Here is a 20,838-nt window from a genome sequence, read left to right as displayed (position 1 = left end):
GAGACCCGCAGACGGCAGCGCGCAGCGCGGGGCACCCCGGAAGCCGAACCCACCCACCGGCCGGTGGACGGCCGACAAGCCCCGGGGGCACCCCGTCGGCCGAGAACACCCACCGGCCGGTGGACGGCCGACAAGCCCCGGGGGCACCCCGTCGGCCGAGAACACCCACCGGCCGGTGGACGGCCGAGCAAGCCCGGGGGCACCCCGTTACGCGGGGAGAGCCGCGCTGAGGTAGGTGAACGCGGAACGCACGTCCGGGGTCGAGCGGTGCGGACCGCGGAAGAGGGCGACGTAGGCGGCGACGTCCGCGAGAGTCCACCACAGGGGATAGAGCGCGAGCGCCGCGGGGGAGAGGGGGCGCCCGGTCGCCCGGGTGTAAGAGGCGAGCAGGGCCGCGTCGGCGCCGAGCATCCAGACGTCCCGCTCCGGCGGAGCCAGACGCACGGTGTCCCAGTCGACGAGGTGCAGGCCGTCGCGCCCGCGGATCACGTTTCCCGGATGGGGCTCGCCGTGGGTGACCACCCACGGCGAACCGTCGCGGCGCACCTCGCCGGTGAGCCGGTCGAACTCGGCCAGCAGGCCGCGGACGTGCGCGGCCCGGTCCGCGAGCAGCGCACGCGCCGGCTCGGCGTAGGGTCCGCCGCCCCAGGGCCGGCCGACCGCGGCCAGCGCGTCGTCCAGGCCGTCGCGCCCGGGAAGCAGCAGGTCCGTCGGCGGCGCGTCGGCCCCGGCCGCGTGCAGGCGGACCAGCAGGTCCAGCACGTCGGACCGGTCCTCGTCGCGGTGCGGGCCGAACTCCCCTGCCGTGCCCTCCACCTCGGGGAAGACCGCCAGCGTGTGTCGCTCGCCCAGCGGCAGCAGCGGCTCGCCCGTGACGGACGGCACCGGTGCCACCACGAACTCCAGCCCGGCGTCGCAGTGCAGGGCCAGGGCCGTGCCCATCGCCGCGCGCAGCTCGCGCAGGCGCGCCGCCGGGTCGTCCCGTAGTGCGTCGACCGTCGCGAACAGCGGGCGCGTCGGGGCGTCCACGGCCCAGTGGTAGCTGCCGAAGCCCACCGGACGGTACGTCACCGACCGCACGTCCAGGCCCCAGCCGTCGGCCAGGGCCGTCGCGACGTCCTGATCGGATATGCCCTCGGGCCGGTCCTCCATGGCCGGTGAGTATCCCCGAAGGGGTGCCCGCCGGGCGACCCGATTCCGCGTGCCGGGTCCGACAGGTGTTCGTCCTGCCTGCGGGCGTGCGGTGAACGGGGCCGCCGCGTCAGCCGATCGGTCGGCGCGCGGACGTGTGAACGGAGTGCGCCGGTCCGCGCTCTGCCTCAACCGGAAGGTTTGCACCACCCGTGCGCGAAGCCTCCCTTTTCGCGCTATTCCCGGCGGACCCCGGCGGCTGGTTGGCTGGTGCGTGCGGAACGGAACGGCCGTTCCGCACGGCTCGCGCCTGCCGTTCCCGCTACCGAACTCCCCTGTCCACCAGGCGACATGACGCACCGCTGAGACGTGACAGCACCGACCGACCGTCTGGAGTACGCATGAGCGCACCCCCGAGCGCCGACGCCCCGCGCCGGCTGCCTGGGCCGCCCACACTCGCCCCGCCCCGGCGCCACGGCGCGATCCCCGGCCTGAAGTACCGGCCGGTCGCACCCGCCGACCCCGACAAGGCCGAGGAGGTGGACCGCCGGCTGGAGGCGTGGGCGCACGACCTCGACCTGTTCCCGCCCGCGTGGAAGGGGGACTTCGCCGGGTTCCAGTTCGGCCGGGCCGTGGTGCTGCAGCACCCGGGCGCCCTGGACGTGGAACGCCTCACCCTCGCCGGCAAGCTGCTGCTCGCCGAGAACCTCGTCGACAGCTGCTACTGCGAGGAGGACGAGGGCCGCGGCGGGTCCCACCGCGGCCTGGGCGGTCCGCTGGTCATGGCGCAGTCGGCGATCGACCCGTTCCACGGCACGCCCGAACTGGAGGCGGAGTGGGCGGAGGGCATGCAGGCCGACGGTCCGCTGCGCTCCTACCACTGGGCGATGCGGGACTACGCGGGGTTCGCCACGCCCAGCCAGACCGACCGGTTCGTGCACGACATCGCGCGCCTGCACCTCGGCTATCTCGCCGAGGCCGCGTGGGCGGAGGTCCGGTTCGCGCCGCGGATCTGGGAGTACCTGGTCATGCGGCAGTTCAACAACTTCCGCCCCTGCCTGTCGATCGTCGACGCGGTCGACGGCTACGAACTGCCCGAGCCGCTGTACGCCCGTCCCGAGGTCCAGCGGATCACCGCGCTCGCCTGCAACGCGACGACCATCGTCAACGACCTGTACTCGTTCACCAAGGAACTGGCCGGCGACCCCGACCACCTGAACCTGCCACGGGTCGTCGCCGCCAACCGGGGACGGGGGCTGAAGGCCGCGTACCTGGAGAGCGTCGACATCCACAACCGGATCATGACGGCGTTCGAGGAGGAGTCCGCCGTGCTGGCCGCCACCTCGCCGCTCGTGGAGCGCTACGCCCAGGGCCTGTCGGACTGGGTGGCCGGCAACCACGAGTGGCACGCGACCAACAGCCACCGCTACCACCTGCCCAACTACTGGTGAGGCCGGGCCCGTCGCCCCTGCCCGGCACCGGCCGCACCGCCCTGACCACCGCCACGACGCGTACGCCCTGCACCATCCGTACGCGCAGCACGACCCGTTCGACCAGCACCGCGTCGCAGCACCGCACGCACCAGCATCACGAGGAGCCACCGTTGGCCATGCCCCAGTCCGTAGCCACCGTGCCCGCCCAGACCACGTACCAGCACCGCGTCGCGGACTACTGGAACGCCGAGCGGAACCCGGTCAACCTCGAACTCGGCCAGATCGACGACCTGTACCACCATCACTACGGCATCGGTGACGCCGAGTGGTCCGTCCTCCAGGAGACCGATCCGGACCGCCGACGGCAGCGGCTCACCACGGAACTGCACCGGCTGGAGCACGCCCAGGCCGAACTCCTCGCCTCCCGGCTCGGCCCGCTGGACGCGTCCGACCGGGTCTTCGACGCGGGGTGCGGGCGCGGCGGTGGAAGCGTGGTGGCGCACCTGCGGTACGGATGCTCCGCGGACGGCGTCACGCTCTCCACCAAGCAGGCCGACTTCGCCAACGCGCAGGCCCGGGCCCGCGGCATCGACGGCAAGGTCCGCTACCACCACCGCAACATGCTGGACACCGGCTTCACGACCGGCGGCTACGCGGCCTCCTGGAACAACGAGTCGACGATGTACGTCGAACTCGACCTGCTGTTCGCCGAACACGCCCGGCTGCTGCGCCGCGGCGGGCGCTACGTGACGATCACCGGCTGCTACAACGACACGTACGGGCGGGCGTCCCGGGAGGTGTCGCTGATCAACGCCCACTACATCTGCGACATCCACCCGCGCTCGGAGTACTTCCGCGCGATGGCCCGCAACCGCCTGGTGCCCGTCCACGTCGAGGACCTCACCGAGGCCACCCTCCCGTACTGGGAACTCCGCAAGGAGGCGGAGCACCTGGTCACGGGCATCGAGGACACCTTCCTGGACGCGTACAAGAACGGCAGCTTCCAGTACCTCCTGATCGCCGCCGACCGCGTGTGACGCACTGAACCCGTTCCACTCTTCCCCGCGCCGCGGCGCCACCCCTCCGGGTGGCGCCGCGGTCGCGTGCGCCGGCCCGCGCGCCTGGGAGCGGGAGCGCGCCACGTGATCCGCGCCACGCCGTGTCACAGGTGGCGGGTGGCCGGTGTCTGGAGGCTGAACCGCCCCGAACCGAGGAGCACCCATGAACATGGCGCTGTGGATCGCCGCAGGACTGCTGGCCGTCGTCGCCCTGACCGGAGGCGTGAGCAAGGCGTTCGTGCCCAAGGAGAAACTGGCTCAGGCGCCGGGCGGCGAGTGGACCGAGGGGGTCGCGGCCGGACTCGTGAGGACCCTCGGGGTCCTCGAACTCCTCGCCGCGGCGGGCCTGGTACTGCCCGCCGCGGTCGGGATCGCGCCCGTGATGGTGCCGGTGACCGCGACGTGCTGGGTGCTGCTGATGGTCGGCGCCATGGTCACCCACGTCCGCCACGGCGGGCTCAACGCCTTCGTGGCCCTCAACCTGTTCTATCTGGCCCTCGCGGTGTTCGTCGCCTCGGGCCGCTTCGGGCCCGCAGCCTTCACGGCGTGACCGGCGGCGGCGAGGATCATGCCATGGACGACACCGTGACCGAGGCGACCCAGGCGTTCGTCGCCCACCGCAACCTGCTCTTCACCGTCGCCTACGAGATGCTCGGGTCCGCGGCCGACGCGGAGGACGTGCTCCAGGAGACCTGGCTGCGGTGGGCGGACATCGACCTGGGGGAGGTGCGCGACCCGCGCGCGTACCTGGTCAGGATCACCACCCGGCAGTCGCTCAACCGGCTCCGCACGACGAGCCGGCGCCGGGAGTCCTACGTCGGCCCCTGGCTGCCGGAGCCGCTGCTCACCGCCCCGGACGTGGCCGAGGACGTCGAGTTGTCGGAGACGCTGTCGATGGCGCTGATGCTCGTCCTGGAGACGCTGTCGCCGACCGAGCGCGCGGTCTTCGTGCTGCGCGAGGCCTTCGGCGTCGGGTACGACGAGATCGCCGAGGCCGTCGGCAAGAGCCCGGCGGCGGTCCGGCAGATCGCACACCGGGCGCGGCGGCACGTCGACGCCAGGCGCCCGCGGCAGGCGGTCTCGGTGGCCAGGACGAGGGCGGTCCTGGAGTCGTTCCGGCGTGCGCACTCCACCGGGGACCTGCAGGGACTGCTGGACGTGCTGGCGCCCGACGTCGTCCTGCTCAGCGACGGTGGCGGCCTGAAGCAGGCGGCGCTGCGGCCGGTGGTCGGCGCCGGGAAGGTCGCACGGTTCATCGTCCTCGGCTCGCGCAGGACGGACGCGGTGCTCACCAGCGAACTCGCCACGGCCAACGGCGGTCCGGCGATGATCCTGCGGCTGGACGGAGTACTGGACGGCGTGATGGCCATCCGCGTCGAGGAGTCCGGCATCACCGGCCTGTACTACGTGCGGAACCCGGAGAAGCTGACCCGGCTGGACGCCGGGAGCGCGCCGCGCGCGCTGACCCTGCGTTGAGCGGGGCACCGGGGCCTGGGCCACGCACGGCGCGCGTCCGGCCGTCCTGACGGCCGGCCGCGCGCCGTGCCGACGGCCGGGCGGGCCCGGCTGCGCGGCGGACGCTGCTCAGCCGGCGCTCAGGGCGGTGCGCCGCACGACCAGCCAGACCGCGGCCAGCGCGAGGAGGCCCAGGGCGGTGTAGCCCGAAGCGAGCAGCAGGTGGAACTCGGGGATCCTGCTGCCGGGTTGGTACACCACGTGGTGGGTGAGGCCGTTGCGCGTGAAGCAGGCCACGGAGTCCTCGCCGCCGAGCTGGAAGACGTTGGGGCACCACCGGTTGAGCTCGGGGAACGTGACCGGCCGGTGCGCGGCGTCGAAGACGTTCACCACGTGGTCCGGCGGGCCGATCTGGATTCCCCCTTGGATCACCAGGGGGTTGGCGCCCAGCGGCGTGCCGCTCCCGGGTGCCGCGAACGGCAGGAACCGCGAGACCGGCGCCACGAGCCACGGATAGCGCCAGTCGACGGCGACCAGGGCGGCGACGAATCCGGCGACGACGGCCAGCGCCGCGGGCAGCACGCGGCGGACCGCCGCACCGAGGGCCGCGCCCACCACGAACCACGACAGGCCGGCGGCCAGCGGCAGCATGCCGGAGTCGAGGAACAACTGGCCCTGGAACATGCTGCCGTCGCCGACGTCGTGCAGCACTCGCGCCAGGTGTCCGGCCGCCGCCGACACCCCCGCGGTGAGGGCCGCCACGACCAGGCCGAGCAGCAGGAGCCTGGTCCACATCCAGCGCATCGGCGACACGTCCTGGCTCCACGCGAGCAGCAGCGTGCGCTGCTCGAACTCCCGTGCCAGCAGCGGTACTCCGAGGAAGACCCCGATCAGCAGCGGCACGTACTCCTCGCCGAGCAGCAGCTTGTCGCCGAGGTTCACCGGTCCGAAGGGGGCGCTGAGGCGGGCCTGTTGCGGTGAGCCCTCCGGGCAGATCGTGTCGTGGCACTGGTGGAACACGCCGGTCATGTCGGCGGCCAGCCAGAGCATCCAGGCGGCCAGTGCGGCGGAGACCACCAGCGAGGTGACGAGGGCCCAGCGGTGCTGCCGCCAGGTCAGCCAGGCGAGTCCGGCCAGTCCGCCGCCGTCGCGCAGGAGCGGGACGGGCGGGTCGCCGGTGCCGGGCTCGGCCCTGGTGGTGCCGGTCAGTGGGCTCATGCCGCCGCCTCCAGGCCGAGAGGCGCCGTTCCCGACGCCCTGAGATACGAGATGACCAGATCGTCCAGCGGGACCGGCCGCGCGCTCCAGCCCGGTGCGGTGACGCGTGCACCGCCCGCCGCGTCCGCCCTGCCCGCCGTGTCCGCCGGCGTCGCGCCGGGGAGCCGGACCGTGAAGGTCGACTGCCGGTCGGTGTGCCGGGCCCGCACGACGGTGCCGGCCAGCGGCGGGCGCTCGGCTCGAGGTCCGCTCAGCCGGACGTGGCGCGCCAGCAACTCCTCGGTACCGCCGGCGAGTACGGGCCTGCCGCCGGCGAGCAGCAGCAAGTGGTCGCTGATCCCGGCGAGTTCGGCCACGACATGGGTGGAGAGCACCACCGTCATCCCGCCGTCGGCGGCCTCCGCGAGCAGTTCGCCGGCCACCTCCGTGCGGGCCACCGGGTCGAGGTCGGCCAGCGGTTCGTCCAGGAGCAGCAGGGTGGGGCGGGTGCCGAGCGCCACCGCGAGGGCGACCTGCGTGCGCTGCCCGCCGGACAGCCTTGCGCACGGCCGGTCCAGCGGCACCTCGAAGCGCGCCAGCCACGCCAGCGCGCGCCGCTGGTCCCAGACGCGGTTGGTCCAGCGCCCGAAGCGGAGCATGTCGGCAGCGCTGAAGTCCCGGTACAGCGGCTTGTCCTGCCCGAGGATCGCGACCCGGCTGCCCCCGTCGCCCGCCGCGCCGTCCGCGCGTGCCCGGCGCCGGGACGTCACCGGTCGGCCGTCCACGAGCACCGAGCCCGCCGTCGCGGGCAGCAGGCCGCTGACGACGCTCATCAGCGTCGACTTGCCAGCGCCGTTCGCCCCGACCAGAGCGATGATCCGGTGCGCGGGCAGCCGGAACCCGCAGTCGCGCAGCGCCCACACCCGGCCGTAGCGCTTGGTCAACTCCCGTACCTCGACGGCGATCGGGCCGTTGCCCGGGCCCAGGTCCAGGCACACGTCCGGCTCCGGATCCTGGTTCACCCGGTGCCTCCCGCCGCCCGTGTCCCGGCCTCCGCGGCCGGGATCCGCCGCAGCCCGTCGTGTTCCATCCGGCGCCCTCCCTGAATTGTGTCGCTTAAGTAGAACACTAGCTCACTGCGTCGGCAAGGGTGTGCCCTGGTGCGGCTCCGTGTGGCGTGCGAACCGGGCCCGCGTCAGACTGGACTTGCGGGTCCAATTTCTTCGTCGCACAGTGGCGACGTGCCCCGATGAGCGGGGCGGCCCGCCCGGCCCGGGCATCGTCGAGGCGGCGGGCGCGGACGGATCACCGAGTGAGGGAGCAGGAGACATGTCGACACGTCTGGAAGGCCGGACCGCGCTGGTGACGGGGGCGACCAGCAACATCGGACGAGCCGTGGCCGAGGCCTTCGCCGCGCAGGGTGCCCACGTCGCCGTGTCCGGCCGTAGCGCGGAGCGCGGCCGCGAGGTGGTCGAGGGCATCCGTGCCCGTGGCGGCCGCGCCGACTTCGTCGCCGCCGACCTGGACGGCAGCGCCGCGGCCTCGCGGGCGCTGGCCGAGCAGGCGACGGCGGTGCTCGGCGGGCGCGTCGACATCCTCGTCAACAACGCCGGCATCTACCCCGGTGACACCACCGCGGCCACCGACGAGAAGACCTTCGACGAGGTCTACGCGGTCAACGTCAAGGCGCCGTTCTTCCTCACCGCGGCGATCGCTCCCGCGATGGCCGAGGCGGGCTCGGGGGCGATCATCAACCTGGGCTCGTGGATCGCCCGGCTGGGCATCCCGATCGGTGCGCTCTACAGCTCGACCAAGGGGGCGATGGAAACCCTGACGCGCGCCTGGGCGGCCGAGTTCGGGCCGCACGGGGTGCGGGTCAACGCGATCTCCCCGGGAGTGGTGCTGACGTCCGAGCCCGGCCGGGAGAACCGCGCCGGAGCGATGATGAACGGCACGCCGGCCGGACGCACGGGCACGCCGCGGGAGATCGCGGACGCCGCGGTCTACCTCGCCGGTGACGAGGCCACGTTCGTCCACGGTGTCGTGCTGGACGTCGACGGCGGCCGGACGACCGCCGCGGTCATCGCCGGCTGAGCGCGGGCTCCCCGCCGAGCCGGCGCAGGTCGGAGATCCCCTGGTCGAGGGCGGCCCGAAGGTGCGTCGACTGCCCGGTCGACAGCAGGATGGACACGCCGCCCTGGATCCCGGCCAGCAGGGCCGCGGCCCGGGTGTCGACGTCCACGTCGGCCGGCAGGCGCCCGGCGTCCCGCTGCGCCCTGATGCCCTCGGCCAGGGACTCCTGCCAGCGGTGCAGCAGCTCGACGACGATGGCCCGCGCGCCCGGGGTCGCGCGCCCCACCTGGAGGAACAGGGAGCCGAGCGGGCACTCGTCGCCCTGCTCCTCGTAGCGCCTCACCACCGTGTCGCGCCACAGCCGCCACGCCTCCCAGGAGTCCAGCCGCCCCAGGTACGGCTGCTGGTCCTCCAGCACCTGGTCCGCCTCGAACTGCGCCACGGCGAGCAGCAGGTCGTCCTTGCCGCCGGGGAAGTAGTGGAAGAGCTGGCTCTTGCTGCTGCTGGTGCGGGCCATGACGTCCTCGAGGGTCGCCGCCCCCACCCCGCGCTCCCGCAGCACCGCCGCCGCCCCCTCGACGATCCGGGCGCGTGTCGCCTTCCCCTTCGCCGTCAGCTCGCCCCGCATCTCGCGCCCCTTCCGGTGGACCGTGCAGTCCATTCTATTGTGCCGGGGCGATCCGGGGGCCGCCGGGCGGGGGCCGGTCCCGGGGGGCGGCGTGGCACGCGCGCCTCCGGGACCGGCCGGTGCCCCTCATCCCCACGCGCCGGCGATCTGCCGGGTCGTGGCGTTGAGGCGGTTGAACAGATTGGTGACGCCGATCATCAGGACGATCGCCGCGAGCTGCTTCTCGTCGAAGTAGCTCGCCGCCGCGTCCCACACCTCGTCGCTCACCGCGTCGGGACGGTCCGCCAGCCGCGTCGCGGCCTCGGCCAGGGCCAGGGCCGCCCGCTGCTCGTCGGTGAAGAACGGGGCCTCCCGCCAGGCGGCGACGGTGCTCAGACGGTCCTCGCTCACCCCCGCCTTACGAGCGGTCCGGGCGCCGCCGTGCACGCACGCGCTGCACCCGTTGATCTGGCTGACCCGCAGGTGGACCAGCTCCAGGGTCTCCTCCTCGACCCCGGCGGACCGGGCCGCCTGCATGAGCTCCTGGATCGGCTGCATCGCGCCGGACAGGACGACTGCGGGGTTCTGCATACGGGACTGCATCTCGGTGACTCCTCGGTGGGCCGGTGCCCCGCTGTTCGGGGCGTGACCCCATCTCAGCCCGCCGGCCGCGCAGGAACGAGCCCCGTGGGACACCGTGGGACAGCCGCAACGGTGTTGACCAGTGCGAACCCGGCAGGAGACGGTACGTTCAGCACGGGACAGGGACGCCGGGGACATGCCGTCCCGGCGGGGGACTGGGGACGGGGGCGGCCGCGAGGCGGCGCCCGGAGGGGGCGACCGGGTGACGGGGCAGCAGCGGGCGGCGGACGCCGACCCTCAGGAGGCGCTGGCAGCGAGGCTCCGCCTCGTGCAGGAGGTCTCGGGGCGCGGCGTGCGGGCCCTCGCGCGGGACACGGGCCTCAGCTCGTCCTCGCTGTCCCGCTACCTCAGCGGTCAGACCGTGCCGCCCTGGCCGGCGGTGATCAGCCTGTGCCGCGAGGTCGCCCGAGACCCCCGTCCGCTGCGCCCGCTGTGGGAGCGCGCCGCGAATCCGCTGCCGGCGCCGCCGAGGACCAGCCGCCAGGTGCAGTCGTCGCCGCTGCCCGCGGGACAGCCGCGCCCGCCGCGCAACGACCTGCCGCGCGACGTCCCCGACTTCACCGGCCGGGAGCCCGAACTCACCGCCGTGCTGGCCGCGGTGAGGGACAGCCGGGTGGTCGCGGTCGACGGCATGGCGGGCGTCGGCAAGACGTGCCTGGCCGTGCACGCCGCCCACCGGCTCGCGCCCGACCACCCCGACGCGCAGCTCTACATCGACCTGCACGGGTTCACCGAGGGACGCGAACCCCTCGGCCCGGACCCCGCGTTGCGCTCGCTGCTCAGCGCACTGGACGTCCCCTCCGAGCGCGTCCCGCAGGGGGGTGTCGAGCAACTCGCCGCCTGCTGGCGGTCGGAGCTGGCACGGCGCCGCGCCGTCGTCGTCCTGGACAACGCCGCCGACGCCGAACAGGTCCGCCCGCTGCTGCCCGGCGCCGGGCCGTCCGTCGCGCTGGTCACCAGCCGCAACCGCCTGGTGGGCCTGGACGAGGTGCCGCCGGTCTCCCTGGCGGTACTGACGCCGGAGGAGAGCGCGGAGCTGCTGGCGCGGGCCAGCGGCGACCCGCGCGGGCCCGACGGCCGTCTGGCCCGCGACCCCGATGCGGCCGCCGAGGTGGTGCGCCTGTGCGGCCGGCTGCCGCTGGCGCTCCGGCTGGCCGCCGCCCGGCTGCGCCACCGTCCCGGCTGGACGGTGGGCATCCTGGTCGAGCGCATGGCGGAGGAGGTGACCCAGGTCGACACCGCGATCGCCATGTCCGTACGGCAGTTGGACCACGACCAGCGGCGGCTGTTCCGGATGCTGGGGCTGCTGCCCGGTGCGACCTTCGACGCCTGCGCGGTCGCCGCGCTGACCGGGACGCCGCTGCGCGGCACCTGGTCGATGCTGGAGAACCTGCTGGACGCGCATCTCGTCGAGCAGCCGTCCGCCGGGCGCTACCGGCTGCACGACCTGGTGCGGCAGCACGCCCGCCGGATCGGCGCGGAACGGGACTCCGCCGCCGAACAGGACCGCGCGGTGCGCCGGTTGCTCGACTACTACGTGCACGCGGCGGCCACCGCGGACGCCGCGCTGCCGTTCCCGGCCGCGGGCCGGAGGCCCGCCTCCGGTGAACCCCCGGCCGACCTGCCGCGGTTCGCCGGCAAGAACGCGGCCATGGACTGGTACCGCACCGAGTACGCCAACCTGATGGCCGCGTTCGAGACGGCGGCAGCCATCGGCGCGGACACCCACGTGTGCGAACTGCCCCGCTTCATGCGGGCGTACTTCGCCCGGCGCTGCGGCACCACCCACCTCAACGTCCTGTTCGAGCGGTCGCTGGACGCCGCCCGCCGCCTGGGCGACCCGGGGCAACTCGCCGAGGTGCAGAGCGACCTGGGCTTCGCCCGCTACAACGCGGGGCGGCTGCCCGAGGCGGAAGCGGCCTACGCGGCGGCGGAACTCCTCGCCTCCAGGGCGGATGACACCGGCTTCGCGGCCGAACTGGCCCTGCGGCGCGGCTATCTGACCTGGGACCAGGGACGCGTCGAGGAACCCCTCGCGCACTTCCGCCGTGCCGGCGAGCTGTACGCCGCGGCCGGCTGCCCGGCGGGCCAGGCCCACGCGACCGCGTACGAGGCGTGGGCGATGCTGCAGCTCGGGCACCGCGAGGACGCGGCGCGGCTGGCCCGGCGGGCGCTCGCGGTCCCGCACCCCGATCCGGCGTGGCCGCCGTCGCTGACCGCGCGGATCACCCTCGGCGTGGCCCTCGCGCAGGAGGCCCCGGACGAAGCCGTGGCGCAGCTGCGGGCGGCCCTCGCGGCGGCGCGCGAGGACGGCCACCGCAACAACGAGGCGTGGTGCCTCAACTGCCTGGGTGTGGCCCTGCGGCAAGCGGGCCGCCACGAGGAGGCGCTCGCCAGCCATCGCGAGGCGTTCGCGCTGCTGGAGGAGCTGTTCGAGGAGCACTGGAGGGTCCGCTTCCTCGACGCCTACGCCGAGACCTGCCGGCTGTCCGGCCTGCCCGACGAGGCGCTGAGGCTGCACCGCGAGGCGCTGGAGGCGGCGCCGCGGCTGGGCAACCGCCACGCCGAGGCGCTGGCCCACGAGGGCATCGCGGCCGTACTGGACGCGACGGACCCCGCGGCGGCGGCCGAGCACCGGTCGGCCGGGCAGGCGGTACGGCGCGCGCTGGCGGGGTCCGGCCGGGCGGGCTGAGCGCCCCTTCGGACCCCGGACGACGGCCGGGGCGTCGAGGCGTCGGGCGCGGCGTCAGCGGAGGGCGTCGAGCGCGGCGTCCAGCTTGCGCCGGGCCTCGTCGGCGACCTCGGGCAGGCCCGGGGCCGGGCTGAGGCGGACCATCGTCTCCGGGTCGACGGCCTGCACGAGGGTGCCGCCGTCCGCCGGGGCCCGGACCACCACGTTGCAGGGCAGCAGCAGGCCCAGGGACCGGTCGGCGTCCAGCGCCCGGTGCGCCAGCGGCGGATTGCACGCGCCCAGGATCAGATACGGCTCCATCTCCGCGCCGATCTTCTCGCGGAGCGTGGCTCGGACGTCGATCTCGGTGAGGACGCCGAAGCCCTGTCCTGCCAGCGCCTCGCGGACGCGGGCCACCGCCTCGTCGAAGGGGGCGGCGAGGGTGACAGTCCTTGCGTAGTCGGCGGGCGCGGGGGTGCCGGTCATGGGGGCATCTCTTTCCGTGGGGGGAGTCCTACCCCTTCAGGATACCCCCAGGGGTATTTGCTCTAAGGGTGCGGCGCCCCGTACGGTGTGCTTCACATACCCCAGGGGGTATCGAGAAAGGGAGGTCACCGATGCACTCCGTCCCCGCTCAGGACGACACCGGGCACACGCCCGCACCCACCGCACCTCACGGCCCCGCGGCGCCGGTCACGGGTGCCGCACCGTCGGGAACCGCCCCGCGCCCCGGCCCGTTCGGCCGTCTCGGCGCCTGGTCGGCCACCCACGCCCGTACCGTCTTCCTGCTGTGGATCGTCCTGGTCGCCGTCCTGGGCGCCCTCGCCCCGCGCGTGGAGACCGCGCTGTCGGGCGCCGGCTGGCAGGCGGACGGTTCGCAGTCCGTGGCGGTACGGCAGATCGCCGAGCAGCACTTCGGCGGGAACGCCTCGTCCGCGCTCCAGATCGTGGTGCACGCGGACCGGCCGGTGACCGACCCGTCCGTCCAGCACGTCATCCAGCGGGCCGAGGCTCTGGTGCGCACGAACCCGCGCGTGGCCGGCGTCGTCCCGCCGCAGCCCGGCGCGACCCTCAGCGCCGACGGCCGCACCGCCGTGGTGCTGGCCGGGGCCAAGGCCGACCCCAACGAGATGGTCCGGGCCGCCGACGCCCTCAAGGGCCCGCTCGCCGCGCTGTCCGCGCCCGGGATCGACGTGCACGCCACCGGCGCGTCCGTGCTGTGGAGCGACTTCAACGCCGCCAACCACAGCGCGATGATCCACTCCGAGGTGCTGTCGTGGCCGGTGACGATGGTCATCCTCGTGCTGGCCTTCGGGTCCCTGGTCGCCGCGGGACTGCCCCTGCTGCTCACCATGGCCGGACTCGCCGCCTCCGCGGGCTCCCTGGTCCTGCTCACCCACCTCGCACCCGTGTCGATCTGGGCGATGAACTTCGCGATGATGTTCGCCCTGGCCCTCGGCATCGACTACGCGCTGTTCCTGGTGATGCGGTTCCGGGCCGCGCGCCGCGACGGCTCGCGCAGCACCGTCGAGGCCGTGGCCGAGACCATGGACACCGCGGGCAAGGCGGTCGCCCTGTCCGGTGCGACGGTCCTGGTCAGCCTGTCCGCGGTGATGCTGGTGCCGTCACCGGCGTTCCGCTCCATGGCCGGCGGCATCATGCTGGCCGTGGTCTTCGTGCTGGCCGCGACACTCACCCTGCTCCCCGCGGTGCTGGCCCGGCTGGGCCGCCGCGTCGACGCGCTCGCGCTGCCCTGGGCGAAGTCCGCCGGGTCCCGGTCACCGCGCTTCACCGCCTGGGGCGAGCGGCTGTGGCGCCGTCCGGTGGCCTACGGCGCCGGCGCGCTCGTCGTCCTGCTGGCCCTCGCCGCCCCCGTCCTGGGGCTGCGCACCGCGATGCCCTCGATCGACGTGCTGCCCTCCGGCGCCTCCGCGCGGGCCGGATACGCGGCCGTGCAGAGCGCGTTCGGGCCGGGCGCCCCCGGCACCCTGCAGATCGCCGTGCCCTCGGGCGCCGCGGACCGGGCCGCGGACGTCGCCCGGCACACCCCCGGCGTCGCCTCGGTGCTGCCGCCGCAGACCGCCGCCGACCACTCCGGCTGGTCCCTCGTCCAGGCCGTCCCGGCCGTCGACCCGTCCGACCCGGCGCTCTCCGGCACCGTGCACGCGCTGCGCGCCGACCTGCCCCGGGGCAGTCTGGTCGGCGGCGCGGCCGTGGAGAACCTCGACCTCCAGCACCTGCTGACCAGCCGGACGCCGCTGGTCGTCGGCGTGATCCTCGTGCTGGGCTTCCTGCTGCTGCTCGTGGCGCTCCAGGCGCCGCTGGTCGCCGCCCTCGGCACCGCGGCCAGCCTGCTGTCCACCGGCGCCGCGTTCGGCGTGGCCCGCCTGGTCTTCCAGGACGGCCACGGCGCCGGGCTCCTCGGCTTCACCTCGCAGGGCTTCCTCGACGGCTGGGCGCCGGTGTTCTTCTTCGCGATGATCTTCGCGATCGCCATGGACTACACCGTCTTCCTGCTCGCCTCGGCCAAGGAGCACTACGAGCGCACCGGCAGCCCCCGCGAGGCGATGGTCGGCGCCATGGCCCACTCCGGCCGGGTGGTCTTCGCGGCGGCCGCGGTCATGGTCGCGGTCTTCCTCACCTTCGCGATCTCCGGTCCCCTGCCGCCCAAGGAGATGGGCATCGTGCTCGGCACCGCCGTGCTGCTCGACGCGGCGCTCGTCCGCCTCGTCCTGCTGCCCGTGCTGCTCCGCCTCACCGGGCACGCGGCGTGGTGGAGCCCCGCGGGACTGCGCCGCGTCCTGCCCAGGGTCCGCTTCTCGCACGGCTGATCCCGGCCCCGCGCATACCCCCGGGGGTACACTGACCGGACGGCAACGTGAGGAGGCAGGATCATGGGCATGGCAGTGGACGAGGATTCCGTCCAGACGGTCCTCAACCGTCTGCGGCGCGCTCAGGGCCAGCTCGCCGGCGTCATCGCCATGATCGAGGCCGGCCGCGACTGCAAGGACGTCGTCACCCAGCTCGCCGCGGTCTCCCGCGCCCTCGACCGGGCCGGGTTCAAGATCGTCGCGAGCGGCATGCGCCAGTGCATGTCCGCGGCGGACGAGTCCCAGCCCCCGATGACCGAGGCCGAGCTGGAGAAGCTCTTCCTCGCCCTCGCCTGAGCGCCACTCAGGCGCCCTGGCCGCGGACGTACCGCTTCAGCAGCGGGAACAGGCACGCCGCCACGTACCCGATGCCGCACGCGGTGCACACGGCACCGGCCCCGAAGACGTGGGCGAGCGGCCCGGCGCCGAGCTGCGACAGGGGTATGGACAGGTACGACATGAGGTCGTCGTAGGCGGTCACCCGGGACAGGCTCTCCGGCGGGACGGACTTCCGGAGCGTGCTGTCCCAGGTGATCGCGGCCAGCGAGAAGCCGAGGCCGCCGACGAACGCGACGGGCGCCACCACCCACGCGCTGCCGGACGACCCGAGGGCCAGCAGGGGGAGTCCGGCGAGCGCGCCCCGGATCCGGCCGTCGCGCAGCGGCCGCCGCAGCACCATCCTGACCGCGACCAGGCTCAAGGCCGGGAGCCCGGCCGCGCGGGACGCATAGGGTGGGCGCCGTGATGAGTGAACGGTGGCGACTCGGTGGGGACTTGGCGGTCAGCCGTATCGGGTACGGGACGATGAAGCTGACGGGATGGCCGCGTGGTGAGCGGCCGGAGCGCGACACGGCGCTGAAGGTGCTGCGGCGGGCGGTGGAGCTCGGCGTCAACCACCTCGACACGTCGTACTACTACTCCCGTGACGGGGTCGCCGCGAACGACCTGATCCGCGAGGCCCTGCATCCGTACCCCGACGACCTGGTGATCGTCACCAAGGTGGGCGCACTGGTCGAGGGCCCCGACGTGCAGGCGCCCGACGACCGGAAGACCGGGCTGACGCCGGACAACCTGCGGCGGGCCGTCGAGGCGAACCTGCGCTCCCTGGGCGTCGACCGCCTGGACGTGGTCAACCTCCGGATGGGCGATCTGGGGCCGGCCGGCACGTCGATGGCGGCGGCACTGCGGACCCTGCTCGAGTTGCGGCAGGAGGGCCTGATCCACCATCTCGGCATCTCCAACATCAGCCCGGAGGAGTTCGCCGAGGCGCGTGAACTGGCGCCGATCGCCTGCGTCCAGAACCTCTACAACCTCGCGCGGCGCGACGACGACCCGCTGGTCGACGCCTGCGCCCGGGCCGGCATCGCGTACGTGCCGTTCTTCCCGGTCGGCGGCTTCCAGCCGCTGACCGCCGAGCGGGTGCGGGCCGTCGCGGACCGCCACGGGGCGACGGTGCCGCAGGTGGCGCTGGCCTGGCTGCTGGCCCGCTCGCCCGCCGTCCTGCCCATCCCCGGCACCGGCTCGCTCGCCCACCTGGAGGAGAACGTCGCCGCGGCGGACCTGCGGCTGACCGAGCAGGACCTCGCCGAGCTGGGCTGACCGCGGCGGCCGGGTAGGCACCGGGCGTGGGAGGCACCGGAGCCGGTCAGGACGGCCGGGCCGCCGGGAGCGCGGCGGGCTGCCCGAACCGGGCCACGAGCGTCGCGTCGAGGAACACGGTGATCCGGGCGATCAGCCCGTCCCTGGGCTCGATCACCTGGATCCCGTGCCCGGCGAACGGCTCGCCCTCGGCCGACCCGAGATACGTCGCCAGTGCCGGGTAGCCGTTCGCCGACACCGGCAGGACCCGCAACTGGCGTGAGAACACCCGCCGTACGTGGTGGTCGAGCACCGCTTCACGGCCGGTGAACCACACCGCCAGCGGCGGCATCTCGTATGCCACGTCGGCGGCCAGCAGGCGCGCCAGCTCCGCGGTGTCCGCCCGCTGCAGGGCCCGCATGTACCGGTCGATCAGCTCCCCGTCGAGGTCCGGCGTCGCCGTCACCCCCTCGGGCTCGGGCGCGTCCTCGGCGATCGTCGTCCGCGCCCGCTGCAGCAGGCTCCGCACGGACGTGGTCGTCACGTCGAGCAGTTCGCCCACCTCGGCCGGGGTGTAGCCGACGACGTCCACCAGCACCAGCGCGGCCCGCTGCCGTACCGGCAGCCGCTGGAACGCGGCGATCAGCGCCAGCCGCGTGGTGTCGCGCCGTGCCACGATCGCGGCCGGATCGGTCTCCGGGGAGGCGAGCTCCGGCGTGGGGAAGGGCTCGAGCCACAGCACCTCCTCCAGCCGGCGGAGCGCCGCGCCCGCCGAGTCCGACGTGCCGTTGCCCAGGCCGCTGGGCAGCACCCGGCGGTGGGTGCTGCCCAGCGCGGTCAGGCACGTGTTGGTGGCGATGCGGTAGAGCCACGTGCGCAGCGACGAGCGCCCGTCGAACCGCGGATAGCCTCGCCACGCGCGCAGCAGCGTCTCCTGGACCAGGTCCTCCGCGTCGTGCAGGGACCCCATCATGCGGTAGCAGTGCGCCAGCAGCTCCTCACGGTAGGGCAGGGCCAGCTCGGTGAAGCTGCGGTCGGGGGCGGCGGTGGGAACGGGCACCGGGCTTCTCCTCAGAACGCGGGCGGCTACCTGTATGGACACCGGCGGGGCCGCGAAATCATCGCGGTGAATCCGCGATCCCGGTTTTGTCAGTACCGGCATGAGTGCTTTCCACGTCATCCAGTACCGCATCCGCCCCGAGGCCGTCGCCGAGAACTCCCGCCTCGTCTCCGAGGTCTACGGGCAGCTCGCCGACCTGCGGCCCCCGTCGTTCCGCTACGCCACCCTGCTGGTGGGCGGGCACGCCTTCCTCCACCTGGCCGTCACCGAAGGCGACGGCCCGGCCCCGCTGCCCGGGCTGCCGGCGTTCCAGGAGTTCCAGCGCGAGCTGGGCACCCGCGTCTGCGCCCCGCCGGTCCGCGAGGACGCCGTGATCGTCGGCGACTACGGCCTGCTGTGACCGCGCCCGCCCGCCCGGAAGGAACCCCATGAGCACCACCGCCCCGCCCGCGCACCGCACCGCCTGGACGGCCGTTCTGGCGTCGATCGGCGCCTTCGTCACCTCGCTGGACGTCGTGGTCGTCTCGACCGCGCTGCCCGAGTTCCAGGCGCAGCTCCACGCCGGCCTGTCCGACCTCGAATGGACCCTCAACGCCTACAACCTGGCCTTCGCCTGCCTGATGCTCACCGGCTCCGCGCTCGGCGACCGGTTCGGCAAGCGCCGCCTGTACGTCATCGGCCTCGGCGTGTTCACCGCCGCGTCCGCGGCCTGCGCCCTGTCGGGCGGCGTCGGCGAGCTGATCGCCGCCCGCACGGTGCAGGGCTGCGGCGCCGCCCTCGTGCTGCCCCTGTCGCTCAGCCTGATCAGTGACGCGTTCCCGCCCGAGAAGCGCGGCGCCGCGATCGGCATCTGGGGCGGCATCACCGGCCTCGGCGTCGCCGCGGGGCCGGTCGTCGGCGGCGTGATCCTGCAGTACTGGGACTGGCAGTGGGTGTTCTGGATCAACGTCCCCGTCGGCGTCGTGACACTGCTGCTGTGCCTGGCCAGGATGCCCGAGTCCTACGGCCGCCGGCCCCAACTGGACGTCCGTGGCGTGGTGCTGGCCGCGGCCGCGCTGTTCGCCCTGACCTGGGCGCCGGTGCGCGCGCCGGAGGCGGGCTGGGGGAGCGGCGAGGTGCTCGGATCGCTGGCCGCGGGCGCGGTGCTGCTGACCGTGTTCCTGATGTGGCAGCGCCGGGCGCGACATCCGATGCTGCCGCTCGGCCACTTCCGCGACCGCACCTTCTCCGTCGCCAACGCCACCACGTTCCTTCTGGCGTTCTCCCTCATCGGCTCGCTGTTCATGATCGCCCAGATGTTCCAGACCGGACTCGGCCACGATCCGCTGCAGACCGGGCTGCGGATGCTGGTCTGGACCGGCATGCCGATGATCGTCGCCCCGATCGCCGGCGGCCTGTCGGACCGGTTCGGCAACAAGCCGTTCATGGTGTCCGGCCTGCTGCTGCAGGGCGGCGGGCTGCTGTGGCTCTCCCGGGCGGCCGAACCGGGCGTCGGATTCGGGTCGTTGGTGCTGCCGCTGGTCGTCTCGGGCATCGGCATCTCGATGGTGTTCCCGACCGTGGCCAACGCCGTCGTCGGCTCGGTCCCGGCGACCGATTCGGCACTGGCCGCCGGCGCCAACAACACCGTGCGCGAGTCCGGGGGCGTCTTCGGGGTGGCCGTGCTGGCCGCGGTGTTCGCCGCGAACGGCGGCTACGGCTCGCCCGCGTCGTTCATGGACGGATTCCGGCACGCCGAGATCGTCGCCGCAGTGGTCGCCCTCGCCGGGGCGCTGGTGGGCTGCCTGGCGCCCCGGCGCCCGGCCGCCGGACCGCTCACCGTCGCCCGGCACCGGCCCGCCGGTGCACCGGCCGGCGCGGACCGGGCGAGGACGCCGGGCGCCGTCCGGTGACGGCCTGACGGCGGGGCGGGCCGTGACCGCGTACGCCACGCGGTGACGGCCCGCCCCCGTTCTCCTTCCCGTCGCGCACCTGGCCGGGCGGCCGGTGACGCTCACCGTCGCGATCCGCGACCGGTGCGGAGAGCGCCGGTGATAACGATGGAACGGTCTGCCCTGTACCGTTGTTATGTGAGCGCCGCATCCGACCCCCGCACCGAACCCGCCACCGAGATCGGGACCGGTCCCGCCATCGAGACCGGTGGTGAGCGCGCGAGCGCGCCCGGCGGGCGGGAGCGGACGCGGCAGCGCGTCATCGACGCCACCATCGGCCTGCTGGAGCGCGAGGGGCGGGACGCCGTCACGACGCGTGCGGTCGCGGTGGCGGCGGGACTTCAACCCCCCGCCATCTACCGGCTGTTCGGCGACAAGGAGGGCCTGCTCGACGCGGTCGCCGAGTACGGCTTCGCCACCTTCCTCGCCGCCAAGCACGTCGATCCCGACCCCGCGGACCCGATCGACGACCTCAGGGCCGGCTGGGACCTGGCCGTGGAGTTCGGCCTCGAGCACCCCGCCCTCTACGCCGTGATGTACGGCGAGCCCACGCGGTCGGCCTCACCCGCCTTCCGGGCTGGGCTGGAGATCCTGCGCGGCCGGGTACGGCGACTGGCCGCGGGCGGCTGGCTCAAGGTCGACGAGGAGCTCGCCGTCATGATCATCCACGCCACGGGCCGCGGTGCGGTGCTCTCCTGGCTGTCGCTGCCCGAGGAGGGGCGCGACCCCGCCCTGCTCGCCGCGCTCCGGGAGGCCATGGTCGGGGCGGTCACCAGCAGTGAGCCCGCGGTCCAGGACGCCGGCCCGGACGGCGCCGCCCGCGCCCTGCGCGCCGCACTCCCGGAGCAGACCGTCCTCAGCGGCGCCGAGCGGCAGTTGCTGGGGGAGTGGCTGGACCGCCTGGCCGCCCAAGGCTGATTCCGCGAAGCCTGTCTCAACTCGCTTGTGCCGGACTCCAGTTCGGTTTCAGACGGGTGAAAGTTTGCCGACCGCCCATGGCGTCGCCGCAGTTCCCCGCCTTGCCCAGTGGTCTGGACCACAAAGTTTTCTTGGTGGCCCCTTTACGCGGCGGGGCCGCGCGTGCGTCACTTTTGGCGCGTCCATATCAAGTCTGTCCGGGCGTCCCAGCTGT

The 20,838-nt window shown here is 74.1% G+C and carries 20 protein-coding genes; 12 read left to right on the top strand and 8 right to left on the bottom strand.

The features are described from left to right. Nucleotides 1-207 precede the first annotated feature (207 nt). A complete protein-coding gene (locus tag BMW99_RS32650) occupies nucleotides 208-1,152 on the bottom strand; it encodes a phosphotransferase (protein WP_069465724.1) in 945 nt (314 codons plus the stop codon). A 380-nt stretch (nucleotides 1,153-1,532) separates the two neighbouring features. On the opposite strand from BMW99_RS32650, the gene BMW99_RS32645 reads away from it, so the two are divergent. The 4 genes from BMW99_RS32645 (at nucleotide 1,533) to BMW99_RS32630 (ending at nucleotide 5,098) form a co-directional block, all read left to right on the top strand. After that, nucleotides 1,533-2,582, top strand: a complete 1,050-nt coding sequence (locus BMW99_RS32645) for a family 2 encapsulin nanocompartment cargo protein terpene cyclase (RefSeq protein WP_069465725.1) — start codon at nucleotides 1,533-1,535, stop codon at nucleotides 2,580-2,582. 158 nt (nucleotides 2,583-2,740) lie between these two features. After that, nucleotides 2,741-3,601: a geranyl diphosphate 2-C-methyltransferase gene (locus tag BMW99_RS32640; RefSeq protein WP_069465730.1), complete on the top strand. Its 861-nt coding sequence runs from the start codon at nucleotides 2,741-2,743 to the stop codon at nucleotides 3,599-3,601. A gap of 184 nt (nucleotides 3,602-3,785) precedes the next feature. After that, nucleotides 3,786-4,172, top strand: coding sequence for a DoxX family protein (locus tag BMW99_RS32635; RefSeq protein WP_069465726.1), 387 nt, complete (start codon nucleotides 3,786-3,788; stop codon nucleotides 4,170-4,172). Nucleotides 4,173-4,195: 23 nt separating this feature from the next. Further along, on the top strand, nucleotides 4,196-5,098 hold the full coding sequence (locus tag BMW99_RS32630; protein ID WP_069465727.1) for an RNA polymerase sigma-70 factor: 903 nt from the start codon (nucleotides 4,196-4,198) through the stop codon (nucleotides 5,096-5,098). Nucleotides 5,099-5,206: 108 nt separating this feature from the next. Here BMW99_RS32630 and BMW99_RS32625 read toward each other — a convergent pair whose 3' ends face one another. Both BMW99_RS32625 and BMW99_RS32620 read right to left on the bottom strand, forming a co-directional pair. Then, nucleotides 5,207-6,295 carry a hypothetical protein gene (locus BMW99_RS32625; protein WP_218108467.1) on the bottom strand — a complete coding sequence of 363 codons (1,089 nt, stop codon included), beginning with the start codon at nucleotides 6,293-6,295 and terminating at the stop codon, nucleotides 5,207-5,209. Next, nucleotides 6,292-7,296 (bottom strand): ABC transporter ATP-binding protein, encoded by a 1,005-nt coding sequence (locus BMW99_RS32620; protein ID WP_218108468.1) that lies wholly within the window; start codon nucleotides 7,294-7,296, stop codon nucleotides 6,292-6,294. Before BMW99_RS32620 ends, BMW99_RS32625 begins: the two co-directional genes overlap by 4 nt. Before the next feature lie 307 nt (nucleotides 7,297-7,603). On the opposite strand from BMW99_RS32620, the gene BMW99_RS32615 reads away from it, so the two are divergent. After that, a complete protein-coding gene (locus BMW99_RS32615; RefSeq protein ID WP_069465728.1) occupies nucleotides 7,604-8,368 on the top strand; it encodes an SDR family NAD(P)-dependent oxidoreductase in 765 nt (254 codons plus the stop codon). Here BMW99_RS32615 and BMW99_RS32610 read toward each other — a convergent pair. Continuing rightward, nucleotides 8,355-8,975, bottom strand: a complete 621-nt coding sequence (locus BMW99_RS32610; RefSeq protein ID WP_075018088.1) for a TetR/AcrR family transcriptional regulator — start codon at nucleotides 8,973-8,975, stop codon at nucleotides 8,355-8,357. The two genes, BMW99_RS32615 and BMW99_RS32610, sit on opposite strands and share 14 nt — an antisense overlap. Before the next feature lie 126 nt (nucleotides 8,976-9,101). Next, on the bottom strand, nucleotides 9,102-9,557 hold the full coding sequence (locus BMW99_RS32605) for a carboxymuconolactone decarboxylase family protein (protein ID WP_069467657.1): 456 nt from the start codon (nucleotides 9,555-9,557) through the stop codon (nucleotides 9,102-9,104). Between the two features lie 241 nt (nucleotides 9,558-9,798). Here BMW99_RS32605 and BMW99_RS32600 point away from each other — a divergent pair, with 241 nt between their 5' ends. Further along, nucleotides 9,799-12,288: an ATP-binding protein gene (locus BMW99_RS32600; RefSeq protein ID WP_075018085.1), complete on the top strand. Its 2,490-nt coding sequence runs from the start codon at nucleotides 9,799-9,801 to the stop codon at nucleotides 12,286-12,288. Nucleotides 12,289-12,342: 54 nt separating this feature from the next. Here the strand turns inward: BMW99_RS32600 and BMW99_RS32595 are convergent, their stop codons facing one another. Then, nucleotides 12,343-12,753, bottom strand: a complete 411-nt coding sequence (locus BMW99_RS32595; protein WP_069467331.1) for a DUF302 domain-containing protein — start codon at nucleotides 12,751-12,753, stop codon at nucleotides 12,343-12,345. A 131-nt stretch (nucleotides 12,754-12,884) separates the two neighbouring features. Between BMW99_RS32595 and BMW99_RS32590 the strand changes: the two genes are divergently transcribed. Both BMW99_RS32590 and BMW99_RS32585 read left to right on the top strand, forming a co-directional pair. After that, complete coding sequence (locus BMW99_RS32590) at nucleotides 12,885-15,098, top strand: MMPL family transporter (protein ID WP_069467332.1); 2,214 nt, start codon at nucleotides 12,885-12,887, stop codon at nucleotides 15,096-15,098. Between the two features lie 69 nt (nucleotides 15,099-15,167). Beyond that, nucleotides 15,168-15,434, top strand: coding sequence for a metal-sensitive transcriptional regulator (locus BMW99_RS32585; protein ID WP_069467334.1), 267 nt, complete (start codon nucleotides 15,168-15,170; stop codon nucleotides 15,432-15,434). A gap of 7 nt (nucleotides 15,435-15,441) precedes the next feature. Here the strand turns inward: BMW99_RS32585 and BMW99_RS32580 are convergent, their stop codons facing one another. Continuing rightward, nucleotides 15,442-15,837 carry an MFS transporter gene (locus BMW99_RS32580; RefSeq protein WP_141726552.1) on the bottom strand — a complete coding sequence of 132 codons (396 nt, stop codon included), beginning with the start codon at nucleotides 15,835-15,837 and terminating at the stop codon, nucleotides 15,442-15,444. Nucleotides 15,838-15,881: 44 nt separating this feature from the next. On the opposite strand from BMW99_RS32580, the gene BMW99_RS32575 reads away from it, so the two are divergent. Continuing rightward, on the top strand, nucleotides 15,882-16,736 hold the full coding sequence (locus BMW99_RS32575; protein WP_069467335.1) for an oxidoreductase: 855 nt from the start codon (nucleotides 15,882-15,884) through the stop codon (nucleotides 16,734-16,736). Between the two features lie 46 nt (nucleotides 16,737-16,782). Here BMW99_RS32575 and BMW99_RS32570 read toward each other — a convergent pair whose 3' ends face one another. After that, nucleotides 16,783-17,775 (bottom strand): RNA polymerase subunit sigma-70, encoded by a 993-nt coding sequence (locus BMW99_RS32570; RefSeq protein WP_075018084.1) that lies wholly within the window; start codon nucleotides 17,773-17,775, stop codon nucleotides 16,783-16,785. Nucleotides 17,776-17,875: 100 nt separating this feature from the next. Here BMW99_RS32570 and BMW99_RS32565 point away from each other — a divergent pair, with 100 nt between their 5' ends. From BMW99_RS32565 to BMW99_RS32555, 3 genes are all read left to right on the top strand, one after another. Continuing rightward, nucleotides 17,876-18,175, top strand: coding sequence for a hypothetical protein (locus BMW99_RS32565; protein WP_075018083.1), 300 nt, complete (start codon nucleotides 17,876-17,878; stop codon nucleotides 18,173-18,175). 28 nt (nucleotides 18,176-18,203) lie between these two features. Beyond that, nucleotides 18,204-19,667 carry an MFS transporter gene (locus BMW99_RS32560; protein WP_075018082.1) on the top strand — a complete coding sequence of 488 codons (1,464 nt, stop codon included), beginning with the start codon at nucleotides 18,204-18,206 and terminating at the stop codon, nucleotides 19,665-19,667. Nucleotides 19,668-19,904: 237 nt separating this feature from the next. After that, nucleotides 19,905-20,624 carry a TetR/AcrR family transcriptional regulator gene (locus BMW99_RS32555; RefSeq protein ID WP_069463921.1) on the top strand — a complete coding sequence of 240 codons (720 nt, stop codon included), beginning with the start codon at nucleotides 19,905-19,907 and terminating at the stop codon, nucleotides 20,622-20,624. Nucleotides 20,625-20,838 lie beyond the last annotated feature (214 nt).

The sequence above is a fragment of the Actinacidiphila rubida genome (assembly GCF_900110255.1).
GTDB lineage: Bacteria > Actinomycetota > Actinomycetes > Streptomycetales > Streptomycetaceae > Actinacidiphila > Actinacidiphila rubida.
The sequence above is the reverse complement of the archived record's forward strand: the minus strand, read 5'-3'. Positions and strand labels throughout refer to the sequence as shown.

What these genes read in the sequence shown, in the direction of transcription:
- BMW99_RS32575 (WP_069467335.1), top strand. Translation starts at nt 15,882, where the DNA reads ATGAGTGAACGGTGGCGACTCGGTGGGGACTTGGCGGTCAGCCGTATC.
- BMW99_RS32630 (WP_069465727.1), top strand. Translation starts at nt 4,196, where the DNA reads ATGGACGACACCGTGACCGAGGCGACCCAGGCGTTCGTCGCCCACCGC.
- BMW99_RS32650 (WP_069465724.1), bottom strand. Translation starts at nt 1,152, where the DNA reads ATGGAGGACCGGCCCGAGGGCATATCCGATCAGGACGTCGCGACGGCC.
- BMW99_RS32560 (WP_075018082.1), top strand. Translation starts at nt 18,204, where the DNA reads ATGAGCACCACCGCCCCGCCCGCGCACCGCACCGCCTGGACGGCCGTT.
- BMW99_RS32635 (WP_069465726.1), top strand. Translation starts at nt 3,786, where the DNA reads ATGAACATGGCGCTGTGGATCGCCGCAGGACTGCTGGCCGTCGTCGCC.
- BMW99_RS32625 (WP_218108467.1), bottom strand. Translation starts at nt 6,295, where the DNA reads ATGAGCCCACTGACCGGCACCACCAGGGCCGAGCCCGGCACCGGCGAC.
- BMW99_RS32605 (WP_069467657.1), bottom strand. Translation starts at nt 9,557, where the DNA reads ATGCAGTCCCGTATGCAGAACCCCGCAGTCGTCCTGTCCGGCGCGATG.
- BMW99_RS32565 (WP_075018083.1), top strand. Translation starts at nt 17,876, where the DNA reads ATGAGTGCTTTCCACGTCATCCAGTACCGCATCCGCCCCGAGGCCGTC.
- BMW99_RS32610 (WP_075018088.1), bottom strand. Translation starts at nt 8,975, where the DNA reads ATGCGGGGCGAGCTGACGGCGAAGGGGAAGGCGACACGCGCCCGGATC.
- BMW99_RS32595 (WP_069467331.1), bottom strand. Translation starts at nt 12,753, where the DNA reads ATGACCGGCACCCCCGCGCCCGCCGACTACGCAAGGACTGTCACCCTC.
- BMW99_RS32585 (WP_069467334.1), top strand. Translation starts at nt 15,168, where the DNA reads ATGGCAGTGGACGAGGATTCCGTCCAGACGGTCCTCAACCGTCTGCGG.
- BMW99_RS32590 (WP_069467332.1), top strand. Translation starts at nt 12,885, where the DNA reads ATGCACTCCGTCCCCGCTCAGGACGACACCGGGCACACGCCCGCACCC.
- BMW99_RS32615 (WP_069465728.1), top strand. Translation starts at nt 7,604, where the DNA reads ATGTCGACACGTCTGGAAGGCCGGACCGCGCTGGTGACGGGGGCGACC.
- BMW99_RS32640 (WP_069465730.1), top strand. Translation starts at nt 2,741, where the DNA reads ATGCCCCAGTCCGTAGCCACCGTGCCCGCCCAGACCACGTACCAGCAC.
- BMW99_RS32645 (WP_069465725.1), top strand. Translation starts at nt 1,533, where the DNA reads ATGAGCGCACCCCCGAGCGCCGACGCCCCGCGCCGGCTGCCTGGGCCG.